Origin of the sequence: Pseudomonas sp. 102515, assembly GCF_031085165.1 — a bacterium.
GTDB lineage: Bacteria > Pseudomonadota > Gammaproteobacteria > Pseudomonadales > Pseudomonadaceae > Chryseomonas.
In genome coordinates this window covers 40525-58159 of sequence record NZ_JAVHTY010000004.1, presented here as the reverse complement: position 1 = coordinate 58159, position 17635 = coordinate 40525, and the positions used below count along the sequence as shown (strand labels likewise).

The window sequence follows — 17635 nt, the reverse complement described above, 5'->3', positions numbered from 1 at the left end:
CACTGCAGCGCGATTCGTATAGTGCGATACACACTGCGTAGGTACCCAGACGTTTCCTGGCGTGGACTACCGGGGCGCAGAGACGCGTCTTTGACGCACCGCCTCGAACAGGCAGACCCCGGTCGCCACCGAGACATTGAGACTGCTGACGCTGCCAGCCATGGGCAAGCGGGCCAGATGATCGCAATGCTCGCGGGTCAGACGGCGCATGCCCTTGCCCTCGGCCCCCATGACCACCACGGTGGGCCCACTCATGTCGACGTCGTAGATCTCCTGGGTCGCCTCACCGGCGGTACCGACGATCCACAGGCCGCGCTTCTGCAGCTTTTCCAGGGTCCGCGCCAAGTTGGTGACGGCCACCAGCGGCAACACCTCGGCAGCACCACAGGCCACCTTGCGCACCACGGCGGTCAGGGTGGCCGACTTGTCCTTGGGCACGATGACCGCCAGGGCCCCGGCGGCGTCGGCGCTGCGCAGGCAGGCACCGAGGTTGTGCGGATCGGTCACGCCATCGAGCACCAGCAGCAGCGGCGGCCCTTCGGCCCGGTCGAGCAACTCCTCGAGCATGGCCTCGCCCCAGACCTGACTCGGACTGACCTGGGCCACCACGCCCTGATGCACACCCTCGGCCAGCTCGTCGAGCAAGGCCCGCGGCTTGCTTTCCACCGCCAGACGCTGACCGGCGGCCAGGTCCAGCAGGGTATCGACCCGCGGCTCGCGCCGCCCTTCGGCGATCCAGAGCTGCTTCACCCGCCGCGGATGGAAGCGCAACAGCGCTTCCACGGCGTGGATACCGTAGACGGTTTCCAACTGGCTCATGCGTCATCCTTAGGGCGCGACTGACCCTTGCGATGAGGCTTCTTCGCCTTGGCCTTGGTCTCGCTCTTGGCTGCCGCCTTGGCCTGGCCTTCGGCCTTGGGCTTGCCTGCCGATTTTTTCTTGGCACTTGCAGCCTTGGCCTTCTTGACCCTGGCATCCACCGCCGCAGCACCCTCGGCAGCCACTCCTTTATCCTGACGTGCTGGCGCCGTGCGGATCTTGGCCGTGTCGCCGGCCTTGCCTTTGTCGCTATTACCCTTGGCTCTGCCCTTGGCCTTGCCTTGGGTTTTGGGCTTGCCGCCCTCGACCTTGGCTTCGGCCAGCAGAGCCTGCTTGACCGCGCGACTACGTCTGACGTCGGTATTACCGAGCAGCTGGTCGTCCTGCTTCGGCGATTTCGGCGAAGTCGCCTCAACCGAGGCTGGCATAGGCGCATTGGCGCCCTGCTGTTGCCCCGCAGCGGCCGCGCGCCGACGAGCGCTGCGCGAGCGCCGCGGTTCGGGCTCCGGCTCTGGTGGAACGCTTGCAGGTGTTGCCTCGACCGCTGCGGCGACACCCTGCTCCTGCGCCGGCGCACCACGACGACCGTTACGCGAGCGGCGGGGTTCACGCTCCGGTTCCGGCGAAAGGCTCTCAGCCGAGGTCTCGGCAGCCGGGACGACGTCTGCTTCTTGCGACGACTTGCCGCGACGACGCCCATTACGTGAGCGGCGAGGCTCACGCTCTGACTCCGGCGAGACGGTAGCAGTCGAGGTCTCGGCGACCGGAAGCGCGCCTGGCTCCTGCGCCGGCGCACCACGACGACGACTGTCACGCTTATGGCGCGGCTCGCGCTCTTCACGCACACGCGGCGCCCCGGCACTGGCCGGCAGCACGAAGTCGATCTTGCGCTCGTCCAGATCGACCCGGGCCACCACCACCTCGAGGGGATCACCCAGCCGATAGCTGCGACCGCTGCGCTCGCCGGAGAGGCGATGGTGGACGCTGTCGAAGTGGTAGTAGTCGTCGGGCAGCGCGGTGACATGCACCAGGCCCTCGACGAAGACCTCGGACAACTCGACGAACAGGCCGAAACCGGTCACCGCGGTGATGACGCCGGCAAAGGTCTCGCCGACGCGATCCTTCATGAACTCGCACTTGAGCCAGTTGGAGACGTCCCGCGTGGCTTCGTCGGCGCGGCGTTCGGTCATGGAGCACTGCTCGCCGAGCTGATCCAGGCGCAATTCGTCGTAGGGATAGATGCGTGCCTTGGCCATGCTCGTCGCGCCTGCACGCTTGACGTGCTTGGTCTCCAGCTTGGAGCGGATGACGCTGCGGATCGCCCGATGCACCAGCAGATCCGGATAGCGCCGGATCGGCGAGGTGAAATGGGTATAGGCCTCGTAGTTGAGACCGAAGTGGCCGTTGTTGTCCGGGCTGTAGACCGCCTGGCTCAGCGACCTGAGCATCACCGTCTGGATCAGGCGGAAGTCCGGCCGCTCGCGGATCTGCTGCAGCAGCGCCTGGTAGTCCGATGGCACCGGGTTGGCCTTGCCCTTGGTCAGCGACAGCCCCATCTCACCGAGGAACTGCCGCAGATTGGTCTGCTTTTCCAGGGGTGGCGCGTCGTGTACCCGGTACAGGGCCGGCACCTTGTGCTTCTCGAGGAATTTGGCGGTGGCCACGTTGGCGCACAGCATGCATTCCTCGATCAGCTTGTGGGCATCGTTGCGCTGGGTCGGGCGGATCTCGGAGATCTTGCGGTCGGCGCCAAAGACGATGCGGGTGTCCTGGGTGTCGAAATCGATGGCCCCCCGTACGTGACGGGCAGCCAACAGCACCTTGTATAGGCTGTAGAGCTGCTCCAGGTGCGGCACCACCTCGCCGAGCTGCTTGCGCAACTGCTTGCCTTCGGCCGACTTGGGCTGCTCCAGCAACGTGGAGACCTTGTTGTAGGTCAGGCGCGCGTGGGAATGGATGACCGCTTCGTAGAACTGGTAGCCGGTCATGCGCCCGGAGGCGGCAATGGTCATCTCGCAGACCATGGCCAGGCGATCCACCTGGGGATTGAGCGAGCAGAGTCCGTTGGAGAGCGCCTCCGGCAGCATGGGAATCACCCGCTCGGGGAAGTACACCGAGTTGCCGCGCTTTTCCGCCTCGGCATCCAGCGCCGAGCCGACCTTGACGTAGTGGGAGACGTCGGCGATGGCCACGTACAGCCGCCAGCCACCGGACTTCTTGGCCTCGGCATAGACGGCATCGTCGAAGTCGCGGGCATCTTCACCATCGATGGTCACGAAGGGCAGCTGACGCAGGTCGATGCGCTTCTGCTTGTCCTTCTCCTCCACCTCGGGCTTGAGCTTGGCAGCCTCCTTCTCGACGGCCTTGGGCCATTCGTTGGGGATGTCGTAGCTGCGCAGGGCGACTTCGATCTCCATGCCCGGCGCCATGTAGTCGCCAAGGATCTCGACCACCTCGCCCTGAGCCTGGCGGAAGGTGGTGGGCCACTCGTCGATGCGCACCTGCACGAACTGGCCGTGGGCGGCGCCGCCGTGCTTGCCTTCGGGCACCAGCACCTGCTGACCGATCTTGGGATTGTCCGGGACCACGTAGGCCAGGCCGCTCTCCTGGAAGAAACGCCCGACCAGGGACTCGTGCGCCCGGGTGACCACCTCGACCAGGCCGCCTTCGCGACGCCCGCGCCGATCATGGCCGGCGACCCGTGCCAGGGCGATGTCGCCATCGAACACCAGACGCATCTGCGCCGGGCTGAGGAAGAGATCGTCGCTGCCATCGTCGGGGATCAGGAAGCCGAAGCCATCGCGATGGCCGGCGATGCGACCGCGCACCAGATCCAGCTTGTCGATGGGGGCATAGGCGCCGCGGCGGGTGTAGATCACCTGACCGTCACGCTCCATGGCGCGCATGCGGCGCCGCAGGGCTTCGAGCTGGTCTTCGGTGACGAGACCGAACTCTTCGGCGAGCTGAGACCGTGTGGCCGGGGCGCCGCGATCGGCGAGATGAGCCAGAATGAGTTCGCGACTCGGAATGGGGTTATCGTACTTTTCCGCTTCCCGGGCGGCCTCGGGATCGAGGGATTGCCAATCGGCCATCAGTCTGGGGTTACCTTCTAAGTCTGGGTTCGGTAGGAACTGCCATGGCGCCTATTGAAACGTGAAAACCGCGCAATAGTTAGCCTGGCGTGCTCAATAAAATATTTTTCACAGCAGGGGTTTACAAGCAAACGCCCCCTGAGTAAAGTGCCGCCCCACGACGCCGTGAGCAATCACGACGCCGGAGATGAGCAATCATCGCCTTGAGTGCCCAGGTGGCGGAATTGGTAGACGCACTAGGTTCAGGTCCTAGCGGTGGCAACACCGTGGAAGTTCGAGTCTTCTCCTGGGCACCACTCATTATAGTCGATCGATTTGCAGATCGGTCGACGAAAAGCCGGCGCTAGCCGGTTTTTTAATCCCGAAACCCGCAAGGGCGACGGGAAGCGACCAGAAGTCGCGCTGCAGGCCCAGGTGGCGGAATTGGTAGACGCACTAGGTTCAGGTCCTAGCGGTGGCAACACCGTGGAAGTTCGAGTCTTCTCCTGGGCACCAATACCAAGCGGACGATCCAGATCGGACGCAACAGAAAAAACCGGCTTCGGCCGGTTTTTTCTTGCCTGCGAAAAGGCGTGGGACCCTCCCCTACGCCTTGAACTGTCCCAGACTGCCACGCAGCTGGGCGGCCAGCTCCGCCAGGGTCCGACTGCTGTGCGCGGTGGCCGCCACCGATTCGGCTGCGCGCAGCGTCTCTCCATGGATGACCTCGACCCGCTGGCGCACCGCCGCGGCGCCCTCCGCCTGGCGCTGCGCCGCCTGGGCAGCGGTGCTCATGCTGGCATGCACCTGATCGACGGCGCGATGGACATCCTGCTGGATGCGCTTGCTATCGCGCAGCACCGCCAGCCCGCTGCTGGCCTGCTGGCGCGCCTCGCCTATGGCGGCGACGGCTTCGCGCGCGCCTTCCTGCAGACCGGCGATGTGCGTCCGGATACTACCGGTGGATTCCTGGGTTTTGCTGGCCAGCGCCCGCACCTCGTCGGCGACCACCGCGAAGCCACGCCCGCTCTCGCCGGCCCGGGCCGCCTCGATGGCCGCATTGAGCGCCAGCAGATTGGTCTGCTCGGCGATCCCGCGGATCACATCCAGCACCACCTCGATCTGCTGGCTTTGCGCGGCCAGCCGCTCGATGACCTGGGCACCGGACTCGACCTGGGTCACCAATCCCTCGATACCCTCGGCCACCTCGGTGGCGATGCGGGCATTGCTCTGGGTCGAGCTGCGAATGGCCTCCACCTGCTGCAGGGCGCCCTGCATCGCCTGGCTTTCGCCTTGGGCCTCCGCGGCGATGCCGGACAAGGCTTCCAGGCTGCGAGCCACCTCTTCGCGCTGACGCAGTGCCGCCGCCTCGGCGGTGGCGCTGCTGCCGGCCAGGCCACGGATTTCCTCACCGGTACGTGCGGCGACGCCATGGGCCTCGCCCACCAGGGGTTGCAGCTTGGCCAGGAAGCGATCGACCGCCCCACCCAGCGCCTGGATCTCATCGCCCTGCCCCAGTTGCAGGCGGCGGGTAAGATCCCCCTCCCCGGCCACCAGATCGTCGAGCGCCCGCTGCAGCACGCCGATCCGGCGCAGCACCCGCCGACCCAGCACCAGCGCCACGGCCACGACCATCACCACGCCGACCACGATCAGCCCCAGGGCGATCTGCCAGCGCAGCGCGCCCGCCAGGGTGGCGACCGTCTCACCGGCATTGCGACTCATGGCCAGGGCGGCCTGGCGGGTACCTTCCAGGCGCGTCGCCAGGGTCGCGGCACTGTCCTTGGCCGCGGCCGTCACGCTGCTGGAGACCAGGCCGCCAGCGTCGTCGATCAGGGTCTTGAAGCCTTGATCCAGGGCCGCGCCGGTGCGATCGATGGCCTGGGTGGAAAGGCCCACCACCACCTTGCCGATCTCCACGCCATTGGGATTGATGGAGGCATCCACGCGATAGACCGAAGGATCCCGGGTCGCGGCATCCAGGACCTTGGCCAGGGCACCCTCGCCCTGCCCCACGGCGAGCAGGCGCGCCACACGCTCGTCCTGGCGATTGAGATAGCGGGTCAGATTCTGGCCCTGGGCATCCTGGAAGACCACGAAGAGCACCTCGGGATTGCCTTGCGCCCGCCGCGCCAGATCGGACAGCGCCGGTACATCGGCATCCCACATCGCCTTGGGCGCCACGCCCGCCAGCAACTCGGCCAGATTCTGCGCATTGCTCTTGAGGGTAGCGGTCAGCGTCTCACCCACCTGCTGCCGCTCGCGCGCCAGGCGCTGGGCAAGCCCCTCGGCCAGCCGCGTGCGGGTCTGCCCGGCCAGCTCGGCAAGACTGCCATCCACCTCGCCACCGGCCTGGCGCAGGGTATCGGCGAGCTGCTCGGATTCGCCGGACAGGCGCGCGGCCAGACCGGACTGCAGCCCCTTCACCGCATCCCGGGTCAGCCATAGCGCCAGGCCCACCTGGAGAACGACGGCGAGCAACAGACTGATGAATACCGGCAACAACAGACGGCTGCGCAGCAGCGACAAGAGAAACGACATGGGGGTCTCCAGCGGCGAGGGACATTTACAGGCTGTCGGCCAACTCGAGAAGAGCTGGAGCCTTAGCGATAAATAGTCATAGCAATATGCTGGCCATTTCGGACCAGCGGCCGTCCCCGGCCTACCAGCGTCTCTCGCACCCCGGAAACAGAAAAGCCCCGCGGGGCGGGGCTTTTCAGGCTGCATCCTTTTAGCGCATCAGGCGAAAGGATGGCGCAGCACGATGGTTTCCTTGCGATCCGGACCGGTCGAGACGATGTCGATCGGCGCCTCGACCAGCTCGGCGATACGGCGGATGTAAGCCTGGGCGTTGGCCGGCAGCGCCTCGAGGCTCTGGGCACCCACGGTGGATTCGCTCCAGCCCGGCATGTCCTCGTAGACCGGCTGCAGACCGGTGTAGCTGTCGGCGTCGGTGGGCGCCTCGGTCAGCAGGTTGCCGGCGGCATCCTTGTAGCCGGTGCAGATGCGCACGGTTTCCAGACCGTCGAGCACGTCCAGCTTGGTCAGGCACAAGCCGGAGATGCTGTTGATCTCGATGGAGCGACGCAGGATGACGGCGTCGAACCAGCCGCAACGGCGCGGACGACCGGTGACGGAGCCGAATTCGTGGCCCTGCTTGGCCAGGTAGGCACCGGTCTCGTCGAACAGCTCGGTTGGGAAGGGCCCGGAGCCGACGCGGGTGGTGTAGGCCTTGGTGATGCCGAGGATGTAGTCCAGATACAGCGGACCCACGCCGGAACCGGTTGCCACGCCACCGGCGGTGGTGTTGGAGCTGGTGACGAAGGGATAGGTGCCGTGGTCGATGTCCAGCAGGGTGCCCTGGGCGCCTTCGAACATCAGGTTCTCACCGGCCTTGCGCAGCTCGTGCAGACGGCTGACGACGTCCATGACCAGCGGCCGCATGACCTTGGCGTGCGCCATGGCCTCGTCGTAGGTCTTCTGGAAGTCCACCGGCGGTTCGTTGAAGTAGTTCTGCAGGACGAAGTTGTGGTAGTCCAGCACTTCCTTGAGCTTGACGGCGAAACGCTCGGGGTGGAACAGGTCCCCCACGCGCAGACCGCGGCGGGCGATCTTGTCTTCGTAGGCCGGGCCGATGCCGCGACCGGTGGTGCCGATCTTGGCTTCGCCGCGGGCCTTCTCGCGAGCCTGATCCAGGGCCACGTGATAGGGCAGGATCAACGAGCAGGCCGAGCTGATGCGCAGACGCTCCCGCACCGGCACGCCGCGCGCTTCCAGCTCGCCGACTTCCTTGAACAGGGCTTCCGGCGACAGCACCACGCCATTGCCGATCAGGCACTGGGTGTCGGCGCGCAGGATGCCCGAGGGAATCAGCCGCAGGATGGTCTTCTGACCATCGATGACCAGCGTGTGGCCGGCGTTGTGACCGCCCTGATAACGCACCACGGCAGCGGCCTGGTCGGTCAGCAGGTCCACGATCTTGCCCTTGCCCTCATCACCCCACTGGGTGCCCAGGACGACGACGTTCTTACCCATAACCTTATCCCCTGTCAGGAAGATTTCTGTCGGCCAGGCCGACGATGCTCACGTTCACCCGGATGCCAGATCCGGTGCTTAGGAATTCAAGGGCACCACGACCCAGGCGCCCTGCTGCTCGACCAGGCGGCGATCGCAACCCGAGCTGTGCAGCTGGTCAACGTCGTCATGACCGGTGGCCTGGACCACCCGCTCGCCGGCGGCGCGCAATTCGCGCACGGCCTGCCAGAGCATTGGCGCATGGCCAGCCGGTGCCCAGATGCCGCGACGCGGCTCGTCGAGCACGGCGGTGCCCAGCTCGACGAGGGTCTTCAGATCGGTGGAAAAACCGGTGGCGGGACGCGAACGTCCGAAGTCGGCGCCGATGTTGTCATAGCGACCGCCCTGGGCGATGGACTGCCCGGTGCCAGGTACGAAGGCGGCGAAGACCACCCCGGTGTGGTAGTGATAACCGCGCAGCTCGCCCAGGTCGAAATACAGCGGCACGTCTGGGAAACGCCCCTGGAGCGAATCGGCCAGGGCGATCAGCTCTTCCAGTGCCTGCAGGACCCCCGCGGGCGCACCCGCCAGGCGCTGCCGCGCCTGCTGGAGCACCGTGGCATCGCCACTGAGTTCGACCAGCGCCCGGAGCCAGCCACGCTCGGCGACAGGCAGGTCGGCCGTCAGCTCGGCGATCTCGTCGACCGCCTTGCGCTGCAGGGCGTCGAACAGCTGTTGCTCGCTGGCGCCGGAAACGCCAGCCGCCTGGCACAGCCCACGATAGATCCCCACATGCCCTAGATCCATGTGGACGTCGGGCACCTGGGCCTGCTCGAGCACGTCGAGCATCAGGCTGATGACTTCCAGATCCCCTTCGCTGCCGGGCACGCCATAGAGTTCGGCGCCGACCTGGATCGGGCTGCGCGAGGTGGACAGGGCACGGGGACGGGTATGCAGCACACTGCCGGCATAGCACAGTCGGCTCGGACCGCTCTGCTTGAGGCTATGGGCTTCCATGCGCGCCACCTGGGGCGTGATGTCGGAGCGGAAGCCCATGAGGCGGCCGGAACTGGGATCGGTCACCTTGAAGGTGCGCAGCTCCAGCTCCTTGGCCGCGCCGGTGAGCAGCGATTCCAGGAATTCCAGGTGCGGGGTGATGACGAACTCGTAGCCCCAGCAATGGAACAGTTCCAGCACCCGACGCCGAGCGCCTTCGATGCGCGCCGCGTCGGGCGGCAGGATTTCCTCGATACCGTCAGGCAGCAGCCAGCGGTCTACCGTAGCCATTAGGCCTCTTCTCCATGTCATGGATCGGCACGCGGCTGCCGAGGTCGGCGCAGTGGATTCCTGGAGAATCCTGCCGCCGGATCGAGCCGCTCTGCCGTGGATTGCTACCCGGATCGGCCAGGGCGTCGCCCTTCCACGGGTTTCGTACGGACGCAAAAAAGCCGGGGATGGCCCCGGCTGATTCATGATAACACGAAAAAATCGGCGATCGGGGATGAACGACGAGCGAAGCCTAGCCGCCGTTCATCCCGGACCTCATTGCCCCGGACTCTGGAAATACTTGAAGAAATCGCTCTTCGGATCCAGCACCAGGACATCGCTCTTGCTGGAGAAGCTGGAGCGATAGGCCTGCAGGCTGCGATAGAAGGAGAAGAACGACGGATTCTTCGAGTAGGCCTGGGAATAGACCTGGGCCGCCTGGGCATCACCCTCACCACGGGCCTGCTCGGCCTGGCGATAGGCTTCGGCCAGCAGCACGCGGCGCTGGCGATCGGCGTCGGCACGGATGCCTTCGGCCAGTTCGCGACCCTTGGCACGGTGCTCACGGGCTTCCCGCTCGCGCTCGGTACTCATCCGCTCATAGACGCTGCGGCTGACTTCCTTGGGCAGGTCGATGGCCTTGACGCGCACGTCCAGCACCTCGATACCCAGCTCCTGGTTGGCCATCTTGTTCAGCGCCGCGGTCAGCGAACCGACCATGGCATCCCGCTCACCGGACACCACCTCGTGCAGGGTGCGACGACCGAACTGGTCACGCAGTCCCGCTTCCAGGCGGCGCAGCAGGCGTTCGTCGGCGATCTGCTTGAGACCCGAAGTCGCGGTGTAGTAGCGATCGGCATTGAAGATGCGCCACTTGGCGTAGGCATCCACCATCACCGCTTTCTTTTCCAGCGTCAGGAAACGCTGCGTCGGGGTATCCAGCGTCTGCAGGCGGGCATCGAACTTGCGCACCCGGTTGACGTACGGGATCTTGAAGTGCAGACCGGGCTCCAGATTGGGCTCGACCACACGACCGAAACGCAGCATTACCGCCCGCTCGGTCTCCTTCACCACGAACAGACTGCTCCAGGCGGCAAGACCCAGAACGACCACGACGATCAGCGCGGCCAGCGATTTGTTGCTCATCAGCGGCTCTCCCTCGTACGCGCTTCGGTGGACTGCGGCAGGTTGCGAATGACCGAAGCGGCCGTATCGCTCGACGCCGCCGGGGCAGCACCGCTGCTGATGGCCGAGGTCGGTGCCGGGGCACGGTTCTGCATCAGCTTGTCGAGCGGCAGATAGAGCAGATTCTGGCCGGCCTGACCGGTGATCATCACCTTGCTCGCCTGGCCGAGCACTTCCTGCATCGTCTCGATATACAGACGTTCGCGGGTCAGCTGCGGATTGGCTGCGTACTGGACCGCCAGCTGGCTGAAGCGCGAGGCATCACCCTGGGCGCGCGCCACGACTTCGTCGCGATAGCCGTTGGCTTCCTCGATGATGCGCTGGGCAGCACCACGGGCCTCGGGGATCACGCCGTTGGCATAGGCTTCGGCCTGGTTCTTCTCGCGCTGTTCGTCTTCGCGGGCGCGGATCACGTCGTCGAAGGCTTCCTGAACTTCGCGCGGCGCCGAGGCGCTCTGGATGTTCACCTGGGTCACGGTGATACCGGTCCCGTAGGTGTCGAGGAAACGCTGCAGACGTTCGCGGACGTTGGTGGCGACCTGCTCGCGGCCATCAGTCAGCAACTGGTCCATGGTCGAGGAGCCGGCCACATGGCGCACCGCGCTGTCGGTCGCCTGCTGCAGGCTGACCTCGGGCTGGTCGATGTTGAGGACGAAGTCCTTGAGGTTGGTGATGCGGTACTGGACGGTCAGCGGCACCTCGACGATGTTCTCGTCCTGGGTCAGCATGGCGCCCTGCTTGCTGTAGGCCCGCTCACGGGTGACGTTTTCCTGGTACTTGGTCTCGAAGGGCGGGAAGTAGATGTTCAGGCCAGGGCCTACCGTCTCATGGTATTTGCCCAGGCGCAGCACGACCGCCTGCTCCTGCTCGTCCACGACGTAGACGGCGTTGTACAGCCAGAGGGCACCGACCAGCAGCACGCCCAGGAGCAGCAGGCCCTTGCCACCGCCCGAGCCGAAGCTGTCGGCGCCGCTGCCGCCGGAGCGCTTCTTGCCGCCGACCAGGCGGTTGATGCGATCCTGAAACTTACGCAAGGCTTCGTCGAGATCCGGCGGCCCCTTGCGTCCACCATTGCCGCCACCGTTGTTGCGGCCGCCCCAGGGGTCTTGATTGTTCGAGTTGCCACCGGGCTCGTTCCAAGCCATAGCGCTCTCCCTACTGATAACGCGAAAACGCGCCGAAATGGCGCGCCGACCAATGCTACCGGATGGTCCCTGCCCGAACAAAAGCGCCGAGCGGGGGTTTATTGCAAAACATGTTGCTGGATAAAGACTTCCGGTTCTTCACCGGCCCGGCTGAGCAGTCGATTGAGTTCGGCGCGGGGTACTCGTACAGACAACAGGATGTTGCCTTCGTCATCATGATCGTCCTGGCGAACCACGCCCAGGTCGAACAGTTGAGCGCGCAGCCGGGCGTGCCGCTGGGGCAGGCGCAGCACCCCGACGAAAAGATCCTCGCCGAGCAATTCGGCCACGGCCTGCCCGACCAGCTCCAGACCGCGACCTTCGCGCGCCGACACCCAGACCCGAATCGGGCGCCCGGTTTCGTCATCGCGCTGGATATGCGGCTCGACTCCGTCGAGCAGATCGAGCTTGTTGTAGATTTCCAGCATCGGCAGCTCATCGGCACCGATCTCGTGCAGCACCGCCTGGACCTGCTCGATCTGCAACTGGCGATCGTCCTCGTGGGCATCGATCACGTGCAGCAACAGGTCGGAGTTGCTGGATTCCTCCAGGGTCGCGCGAAAGGCCTCGACCAGCTTGTGCGGCAGATGGCGGATGAAGCCCACGGTATCGGCCAGCACGATCGGCCCCAGGTCCGGCAGCTCCAGGCGGCGCAGCGTGGGATCGAGGGTGGCGAACAGCAGATTGGCCGCGTAGACGCCGGACTCGGTCAGACTGTTGAACAGGGTGGACTTGCCGGCGTTGGTGTAGCCGACCAGGGACACCGAGGGGATCTCGGCACGGCGGCGCCCGCGACGGGCCTGCTCGCGCTGGCTGCGTACCTTGTCCAGGCGCTGGCGGATCTGGCGGATGCGGATCCGCAAGAGACGACGGTCGGTCTCCAGCTGGGTTTCACCCGGACCGCGCAGACCGATACCGCCCTTCTGGCGCTCGAGGTGAGTCCAGCCGCGTACCAGCCGCGTGCTCATGTGTTCGAGCTGGGCGAGTTCCACCTGCAGCTTGCCCTCGTGGGTGCGGGCGCGCTGGGCGAAGATATCGAGAATGAGGCCGGTCCGGTCGAGGACGCGGCACTCGAAAGCTTTTTCGAGGTTGCGTTCCTGACTGGGCGTGAGGTCATGGTTGAAGATGACCAGATCGGCGGCATGAGCGTGCACCTGATCGTGCAGTTCCTCGACCTTGCCAGTACCGATGAGATAACGCGCTGTCGGCTGGCTACGGTTCACCGTGACAAAAGCCACGGTCTCCGCACCCGCCGATCGCGCGAGTTCGAGAAACTCCTGAGGGTCTTCGCGCGCCTCGGGATGCAGGCCTTCCAAATGGACCAGAATGGCCCGCTCACCACCTTCGTGACGCTCGAAGAACAACAGGGCGCTCCTCTAGTTATTTATTCGCTATCCGACTCGCTCGTCTCGGAGCTGGGCAGACGGACCGGGCGGCTCGGCACCACGGTGGAGATTGCATGCTTATAGACCATCTGGCTGACGGTGTTCTTGAGCAGAATCACGAACTGGTCGAAGGACTCGATCTGACCCTGCAGCTTGATACCGTTGACGAGATAGATGGAAACCGGAACGCGCTCTTTACGCAGGGTGTTCAGGTAAGGGTCTTGTAGCGAATGCCCTTTTGACATCGTGTCGCTCTCCTAAAGAAATGAAAATACCGATCTGGCGACATGCCAGTTTCCGCTGCCCACCATGGACACGCGGACGAAAACGATTCAGCTGTGGGGCGATATGGTGTCACCGGCCAGGCATTTCAAGATCCGCGGCAGATTGTCACAAGCCAGGCTGTCGAAGGTGTGCGCGGCGGGCCAGCCACGCAACCAGGTCAACTGCCGCTTCGCCAATTGCCGCGTCGCCGCAACGCCACGCGCCACCATCTCTTCCCGCGTGCAGTCCCCTTCCAGGAACTCCCACACCTGACGATAGCCTACGGATCGCATGGACGGCAGACCAGGATGCAGATCGGGACGTTCCCGCAAGGCTGAAACTTCGTCGATGAAGCCCTGTTCCAGCATCAGGTTGAAGCGCTCGGCGATACGCGCATGGAGCACCTCACGCCGACCGGGCGCCAGGATCAATTGGGCTACAGTATAGGGTAATTGCGTCTGGGGCGCGCCGTTCGAATCGGCATTGGCGCTCATTTGCAGCGCGCGATGCGCGGTCATCGACTGGCCGCTGACGCGATACACCTCGAGGGCGCGCAGGACGCGCTGGGGGTCGTTGGGATGGATGCGCGCAGCCGACACCGGATCGACCTCGGCCAGTTGCCGATGGATCTCGCCCCAGCCCGCCGTAGCCGCCAGCGCCTCGATTTCGGCCCGTACCCCAGCATCGGCACCAGGCATGTCGGCCAGGCCTTCGAGCAGGGCCTTGAAGTAGAGCATGGTGCCGCCCACCAGCAGGGGGATGCGCCCGGCCGCGGTGATCTCGGCCATGGCCGCCAGGGCATCGGCGCGAAATTCGGCAGCGGAATAGCTCTGGGCAGGATCGCGGATGTCCACCAGCCGGTGCGGATAGGCGGCCAGCAGCTCGGCGTCAGGTTTGGCGGTGCCTATGTCCATGCCGCGGTAGATGAGCGCCGAATCCACGCTGATCAGCTCGACGGGCAGCAGCCGTGCCAGTTCGATGGCGAGATCGGTCTTGCCAGAAGCGGTCGGCCCCATGAGGAAAATGGCGGGTGGCAGGGAGGCGGTCATGAGGGATTCTCGAAGGGCGCCACGCAGGACGCGGCGAGGCAGTCAGCGGCCGCGCAGGAAGAGTTTGTCCAGGTCGTCCAGGCTGAGCTGGGCCCAGGTGGGCCGACCGTGGTTGCACTGGCCGCTGCGCTCGGTGGTTTCCATGTCGCGCAGCAGGGCATTCATCTCCGGCAGGGTCAGCCGCCGGTTGGCGCGTACCGAGCCGTGGCAGGCCATGGTGCCGAGCAATTCGTTGAGGTGCGCCTGGATGCGATCGCTGGTGCCATAGTCCAGCAGGTCTGCCAGCACGTCCTGCACCAATCGCGCGGCCTGGGCCTGCTTGAGCAGCGCAGGGATCTGCCGGATGGCCAGGGTCTCGGGGCCGAGCCGCTGCAATTCGAAGCCGAGGCGCTCGAACCACTGACCGTGCTCTTCGGCGCAATCGGCTTCGCGCTCGCTGACCGCCAGGGATTCCGGCACCAGCAGTGGCTGACCGCGCAGGCCTTCGCTGGCCATGGCCACCTTGAGACGCTCGTAGGTGATGCGCTCGTGGGCGGCGTGCATGTCCACCAGGATCAGGCCCTGGGCATTCTCGGCCAGGATGTAGATGCCCTTGAGTTGCGCCAGGGCATAGCCCAGCGGCGGTACGTCGCCCTGCTCCGCCGGCAGGGACGCGGCTTCGGCACCCTCCGGCAGCGGCGCGAAGAAGGCCTTGTAGGCGCTCTGCACCTCCGCCACCGGCGCACCCGCATAGGGCTGCGGGGTGGGGCCGTAGTGCGCGTCCCCCCCCGACCCGCCGCCACCGGCGAAGGGCTGGGCCGGCGGCGCAGGGCTGTCGTGCAAGACGGCGGCGGCCAGGCGCATCTCGCCCTGGGGTCCGAATTCGCCAGCGGCCGGACCGCTCAGCGGCGCCGACGCCGTGGGCGCCACCACGGCGAGCTGGTCGTCGGGACGGATATCGCCCAAGGCGCGGTGCAGGGTGCCGTAGAGAAAGTCGTGCACCTGGCGGCTGTCGCGGAAGCGCACCTCGTGCTTGGTGGGATGGACGTTGACGTCCACCACCGCCGGATCCACTTCCAGGAACAGCACGAAGGCCGGGTGGCGGCCGTTGTAGAGGACGTCGCGATAGGCCTGACGCACCGCGTGGGCGACCAGTTTGTCGCGCACCATGCGGCCGTTGACGTAGAAGTACTGCAGATCCGCCTGGCTGCGCGAAAAGGTCGGCAGGCCGACCCAGCCCCAGAGGCGCAGGCCGTTGCGCTCGTGCTCCAGCGGCAGGGCCTGTTCGAGAAAGGCCGGGCTGCAGACCGTGCCGACCCGCCGCCCCTGACTCTGGGGATCGCCCGCCGGATGCAGGGCCAGCACGCTCTTGCCGTTGTGGCGCAGATGAAAACCCACATCGAAGCGCGCCAGCGCCAGGCGCCGCACCACTTCCTGCAGGTGATCGAACTCGGTCTTTTCCGCGCGCAGGAACTTGCGCCGCGCCGGGGTATTGAAGAACAGGTCGCGCACCTCCACCGAGGTGCCCTGGGGATGGGCGGCGGGCTGTACCCGCGGTTGCATCTCGCGGCCCTCGGTCTCCACCTGCCAGGCCTGGTCCTCGCCCTGAAAGCGCGAGGTCAGGGTGAGGCGCGACACCGAACTGACCGACGCCAGGGCCTCGCCGCGAAAGCCCAGGCTGGTGACGCTTTCCAGCTCGTCCAGGTGATAGATCTTGCTGGTGGCGTGGCGCGCCAGGGCCAGGTGCAGGTCATCCGCCGGGATGCCGTGGCCGTCGTCGCGAATGCGCAGCAGCTTGACCCCGCCCTGTTCCACTTCGATGTCGATACGTCGGGCACCGGCGTCCAAGCTGTTCTCCAGCAGCTCCTTGGCCACCGAGGCGGGTCGCTCGACCACCTCGCCGGCGGCGATCTGGTTGGACAGCCGCGGGCTGAGCAGCTGGATGCGCCGGGGTTCAGTCATTGCTGGCCGCCAGTTCGTGGGTGGGGATGGTGAGGACCTGACCGGAGCGGATGCGATTGCCGCGCAGCCCGTTGGCGGCGCGCAGGGTCGAGAGGTCGACGTCATAGCGCCGGGCGATGAGGCTCAGGCTTTCGCCGGGCTGTACCCGATGCTGATCGAAGCCGCGCACGCTGCCGACCTTGTCGCCCCGCTGCTCGCGCTGCCAGGCCAGGTAGGTGCCAGGCGGCGGACGGTGCTGAAAGTACTGCACGATACCGGCCTGGATCTGCCGGGCGAGCAGCCCCTGGTGCGCCGGGCTGGCCAGCTTGGCCGATTCGCTGGCATTGGTGATGAAGCCGGTTTCCACCAGGATCGAGGGAATGTCCGGCGATTTCAGCACCATGAAGCCAGCCTGCTCCACCCGCGTGTGCAGGAGCTTGGTGGCGCGCCCGACCTGGCCGAGGATGGTCTGGCCGACCTCCAGGCTGGAAGCCACGGTGGCGGTCATGGACAGGTCCATGAGCACCCCGGCGAGCATGGGATCCTTGTTGTCCAGGGCATCGGACACCCCGCCGACCTGGTCGGAGCGGTTTTCCGCATCGGCCAGCCAGCGCGCCGCCTCGGAGGTGGCGCCGCGCTGAGACAGGGCGAAGACGGTGACGCCCTCGGCGCTGGCACTGGGCGCCGAATCGGCGTGAATAGAGATGAACAGGTCGGCGCCCTTCTTGCGGGCGATGACCTGCCGCTGGCGCAGCGGGATGAAGTAGTCGCTGGTGCGGGTCAGCTCGGCGCGAAAGCCCTTCTGCCGGTTGAGATTGGCCTGCAGCTGCTTGGCGATGGCCAGCACCACGTTCTTCTCGTACAACCGGCCGCGGCCGATGGCACCCGGGTCTTCTCCGCCGTGGCCGGGGTCGATCACCACCACCACGTCGCGCTTGCCGCTGGGGCTGGACGGCAGACGCGTCGCTGGCTGGGCCGGGGTCACCGGGGTGGCCGGCAGATTGGGCGTGACGGTGGCGGGGATGTCGCTGGTGGCCGGATCGGTGCCCTGGTCGTAGAGATCGACCACCAGGCGATTGCCGTATTCCTTGTTGGGCGCCAGGGTAAAGCTCTTGGGCGTCAGGGCGCCCTTGGTGTCCAGCACCAGGCGCACCTCGCCGGGCGAGCGCTGGGCCGCACGCAGGCCGGTGACGGGGGTGTTGCGCAGCGGCTTTTCGTTCAGTCCACCGTCGAGCTGCACGCCGGACAGGTCGATGACGATGCGATCCGGGGCACTGAGGGTGAAGACGCTGGCCTTGACCGGGCCGGTCAGATCGAACACCAGACGGGTATTGTCGGGCGCGCGCCAGACGCGCATGCCCTTGATCTGGGTGGCGGCCAGCAACTGACTGCTGAGAATCAACAACAACAGGCCGAGTCCCGACCTGAAAAAACGCTTGCGCATGCCTGCGACCGTATAGCTGGAGAACGAGGAATCG

The 17635-nt window shown here is 66.0% G+C and carries 12 protein-coding genes, 2 tRNA genes and 1 pseudogene; 2 read left to right on the top strand and 13 right to left on the bottom strand.

Features of this window, described 5'->3' with window-relative positions:
* Positions 1-66: 66 nt before the first annotated feature.
* Positions 67-819, bottom strand: a complete 753-nt coding sequence (gene rlmB / locus RCF34_RS15875) for a 23S rRNA (guanosine(2251)-2'-O)-methyltransferase RlmB (protein ID WP_308709031.1) — start codon at positions 817-819, stop codon at positions 67-69.
* Positions 816-3911 carry a ribonuclease R gene (rnr, locus tag RCF34_RS15870; protein ID WP_308709030.1) on the bottom strand — a complete coding sequence of 1032 codons (3096 nt, stop codon included), beginning with the start codon at positions 3909-3911 and terminating at the stop codon, positions 816-818. Before rnr ends, rlmB begins: the two co-directional genes overlap by 4 nt.
* A gap of 209 nt (positions 3912-4120) precedes the next feature.
* Here rnr and RCF34_RS15865 point away from each other — a divergent pair.
* Both RCF34_RS15865 and RCF34_RS15860 read left to right on the top strand, forming a co-directional pair.
* Positions 4121-4207 (top strand) — tRNA-Leu (locus RCF34_RS15865).
* Between the two features lie 112 nt (positions 4208-4319).
* Positions 4320-4406, top strand: a tRNA-Leu gene (locus tag RCF34_RS15860).
* Between the two features lie 90 nt (positions 4407-4496).
* Here the strand turns inward: RCF34_RS15860 and RCF34_RS23110 are convergent.
* The 11 genes and pseudogenes from RCF34_RS23110 to RCF34_RS15810 form a co-directional block, all read right to left on the bottom strand.
* The gene (locus tag RCF34_RS23110; protein ID WP_374941205.1) at positions 4497-5231 is read right to left on the bottom strand and encodes a methyl-accepting chemotaxis protein; all 735 of its coding nucleotides are present in this window, start codon (positions 5229-5231) and stop codon (positions 4497-4499) included.
* Between the two features lie 123 nt (positions 5232-5354).
* A pseudogene (locus RCF34_RS23105) lies at positions 5355-5525 on the bottom strand (HAMP domain-containing protein); the annotation flags it as partial.
* A gap of 1104 nt (positions 5526-6629) precedes the next feature.
* A complete protein-coding gene (locus tag RCF34_RS15850; protein WP_308709028.1) occupies positions 6630-7925 on the bottom strand; it encodes an adenylosuccinate synthase in 1296 nt (431 codons plus the stop codon).
* 78 nt (positions 7926-8003) lie between these two features.
* Positions 8004-9191: an ATP phosphoribosyltransferase regulatory subunit gene (locus RCF34_RS15845; RefSeq protein ID WP_308709027.1), complete on the bottom strand. Its 1188-nt coding sequence runs from the start codon at positions 9189-9191 to the stop codon at positions 8004-8006.
* Positions 9192-9446: 255 nt separating this feature from the next.
* Positions 9447-10316 carry a protease modulator HflC gene (gene hflC / locus RCF34_RS15840; protein ID WP_017642910.1) on the bottom strand — a complete coding sequence of 290 codons (870 nt, stop codon included), beginning with the start codon at positions 10314-10316 and terminating at the stop codon, positions 9447-9449.
* The gene (hflK, locus tag RCF34_RS15835) at positions 10316-11500 is read right to left on the bottom strand and encodes an FtsH protease activity modulator HflK (protein WP_308709026.1); all 1185 of its coding nucleotides are present in this window, start codon (positions 11498-11500) and stop codon (positions 10316-10318) included. The genes hflC and hflK overlap by 1 nt, the downstream gene beginning before the upstream one ends.
* Positions 11501-11598: 98 nt before the next feature.
* The gene (hflX, locus tag RCF34_RS15830) at positions 11599-12903 is read right to left on the bottom strand and encodes a ribosome rescue GTPase HflX (protein WP_308709025.1); all 1305 of its coding nucleotides are present in this window, start codon (positions 12901-12903) and stop codon (positions 11599-11601) included.
* A gap of 20 nt (positions 12904-12923) precedes the next feature.
* Complete coding sequence (gene hfq, locus RCF34_RS15825; RefSeq protein ID WP_007161156.1) at positions 12924-13169, bottom strand: RNA chaperone Hfq; 246 nt, start codon at positions 13167-13169, stop codon at positions 12924-12926.
* Between the two features lie 87 nt (positions 13170-13256).
* On the bottom strand, positions 13257-14237 hold the full coding sequence (miaA, locus tag RCF34_RS15820) for a tRNA (adenosine(37)-N6)-dimethylallyltransferase MiaA (RefSeq protein WP_308709024.1): 981 nt from the start codon (positions 14235-14237) through the stop codon (positions 13257-13259).
* Between the two features lie 42 nt (positions 14238-14279).
* Positions 14280-16178, bottom strand: coding sequence for a DNA mismatch repair endonuclease MutL (gene mutL, locus RCF34_RS15815; RefSeq protein ID WP_308709023.1), 1899 nt, complete (start codon positions 16176-16178; stop codon positions 14280-14282).
* Complete coding sequence (locus RCF34_RS15810) at positions 16171-17601, bottom strand: N-acetylmuramoyl-L-alanine amidase (RefSeq protein ID WP_308709022.1); 1431 nt, start codon at positions 17599-17601, stop codon at positions 16171-16173. Before RCF34_RS15810 ends, mutL begins: the two co-directional genes overlap by 8 nt.
* Between the last annotated feature and the right edge of the window lie 34 nt (positions 17602-17635).

What these genes read in the sequence shown, in the direction of transcription:
- mutL (WP_308709023.1), bottom strand. Translation starts at nt 16,178, where the DNA reads ATGACTGAACCCCGGCGCATCCAGCTGCTCAGCCCGCGGCTGTCCAAC.
- RCF34_RS15810 (WP_308709022.1), bottom strand. Translation starts at nt 17,601, where the DNA reads ATGCGCAAGCGTTTTTTCAGGTCGGGACTCGGCCTGTTGTTGTTGATT.
- hflC (WP_017642910.1), bottom strand. Translation starts at nt 10,316, where the DNA reads ATGAGCAACAAATCGCTGGCCGCGCTGATCGTCGTGGTCGTTCTGGGT.
- rlmB (WP_308709031.1), bottom strand. Translation starts at nt 819, where the DNA reads ATGAGCCAGTTGGAAACCGTCTACGGTATCCACGCCGTGGAAGCGCTG.
- rnr (WP_308709030.1), bottom strand. Translation starts at nt 3,911, where the DNA reads ATGGCCGATTGGCAATCCCTCGATCCCGAGGCCGCCCGGGAAGCGGAA.
- RCF34_RS15850 (WP_308709028.1), bottom strand. Translation starts at nt 7,925, where the DNA reads ATGGGTAAGAACGTCGTCGTCCTGGGCACCCAGTGGGGTGATGAGGGC.
- RCF34_RS15845 (WP_308709027.1), bottom strand. Translation starts at nt 9,191, where the DNA reads ATGGCTACGGTAGACCGCTGGCTGCTGCCTGACGGTATCGAGGAAATC.
- hflK (WP_308709026.1), bottom strand. Translation starts at nt 11,500, where the DNA reads ATGGCTTGGAACGAGCCCGGTGGCAACTCGAACAATCAAGACCCCTGG.
- miaA (WP_308709024.1), bottom strand. Translation starts at nt 14,237, where the DNA reads ATGACCGCCTCCCTGCCACCCGCCATTTTCCTCATGGGGCCGACCGCT.
- hfq (WP_007161156.1), bottom strand. Translation starts at nt 13,169, where the DNA reads ATGTCAAAAGGGCATTCGCTACAAGACCCTTACCTGAACACCCTGCGT.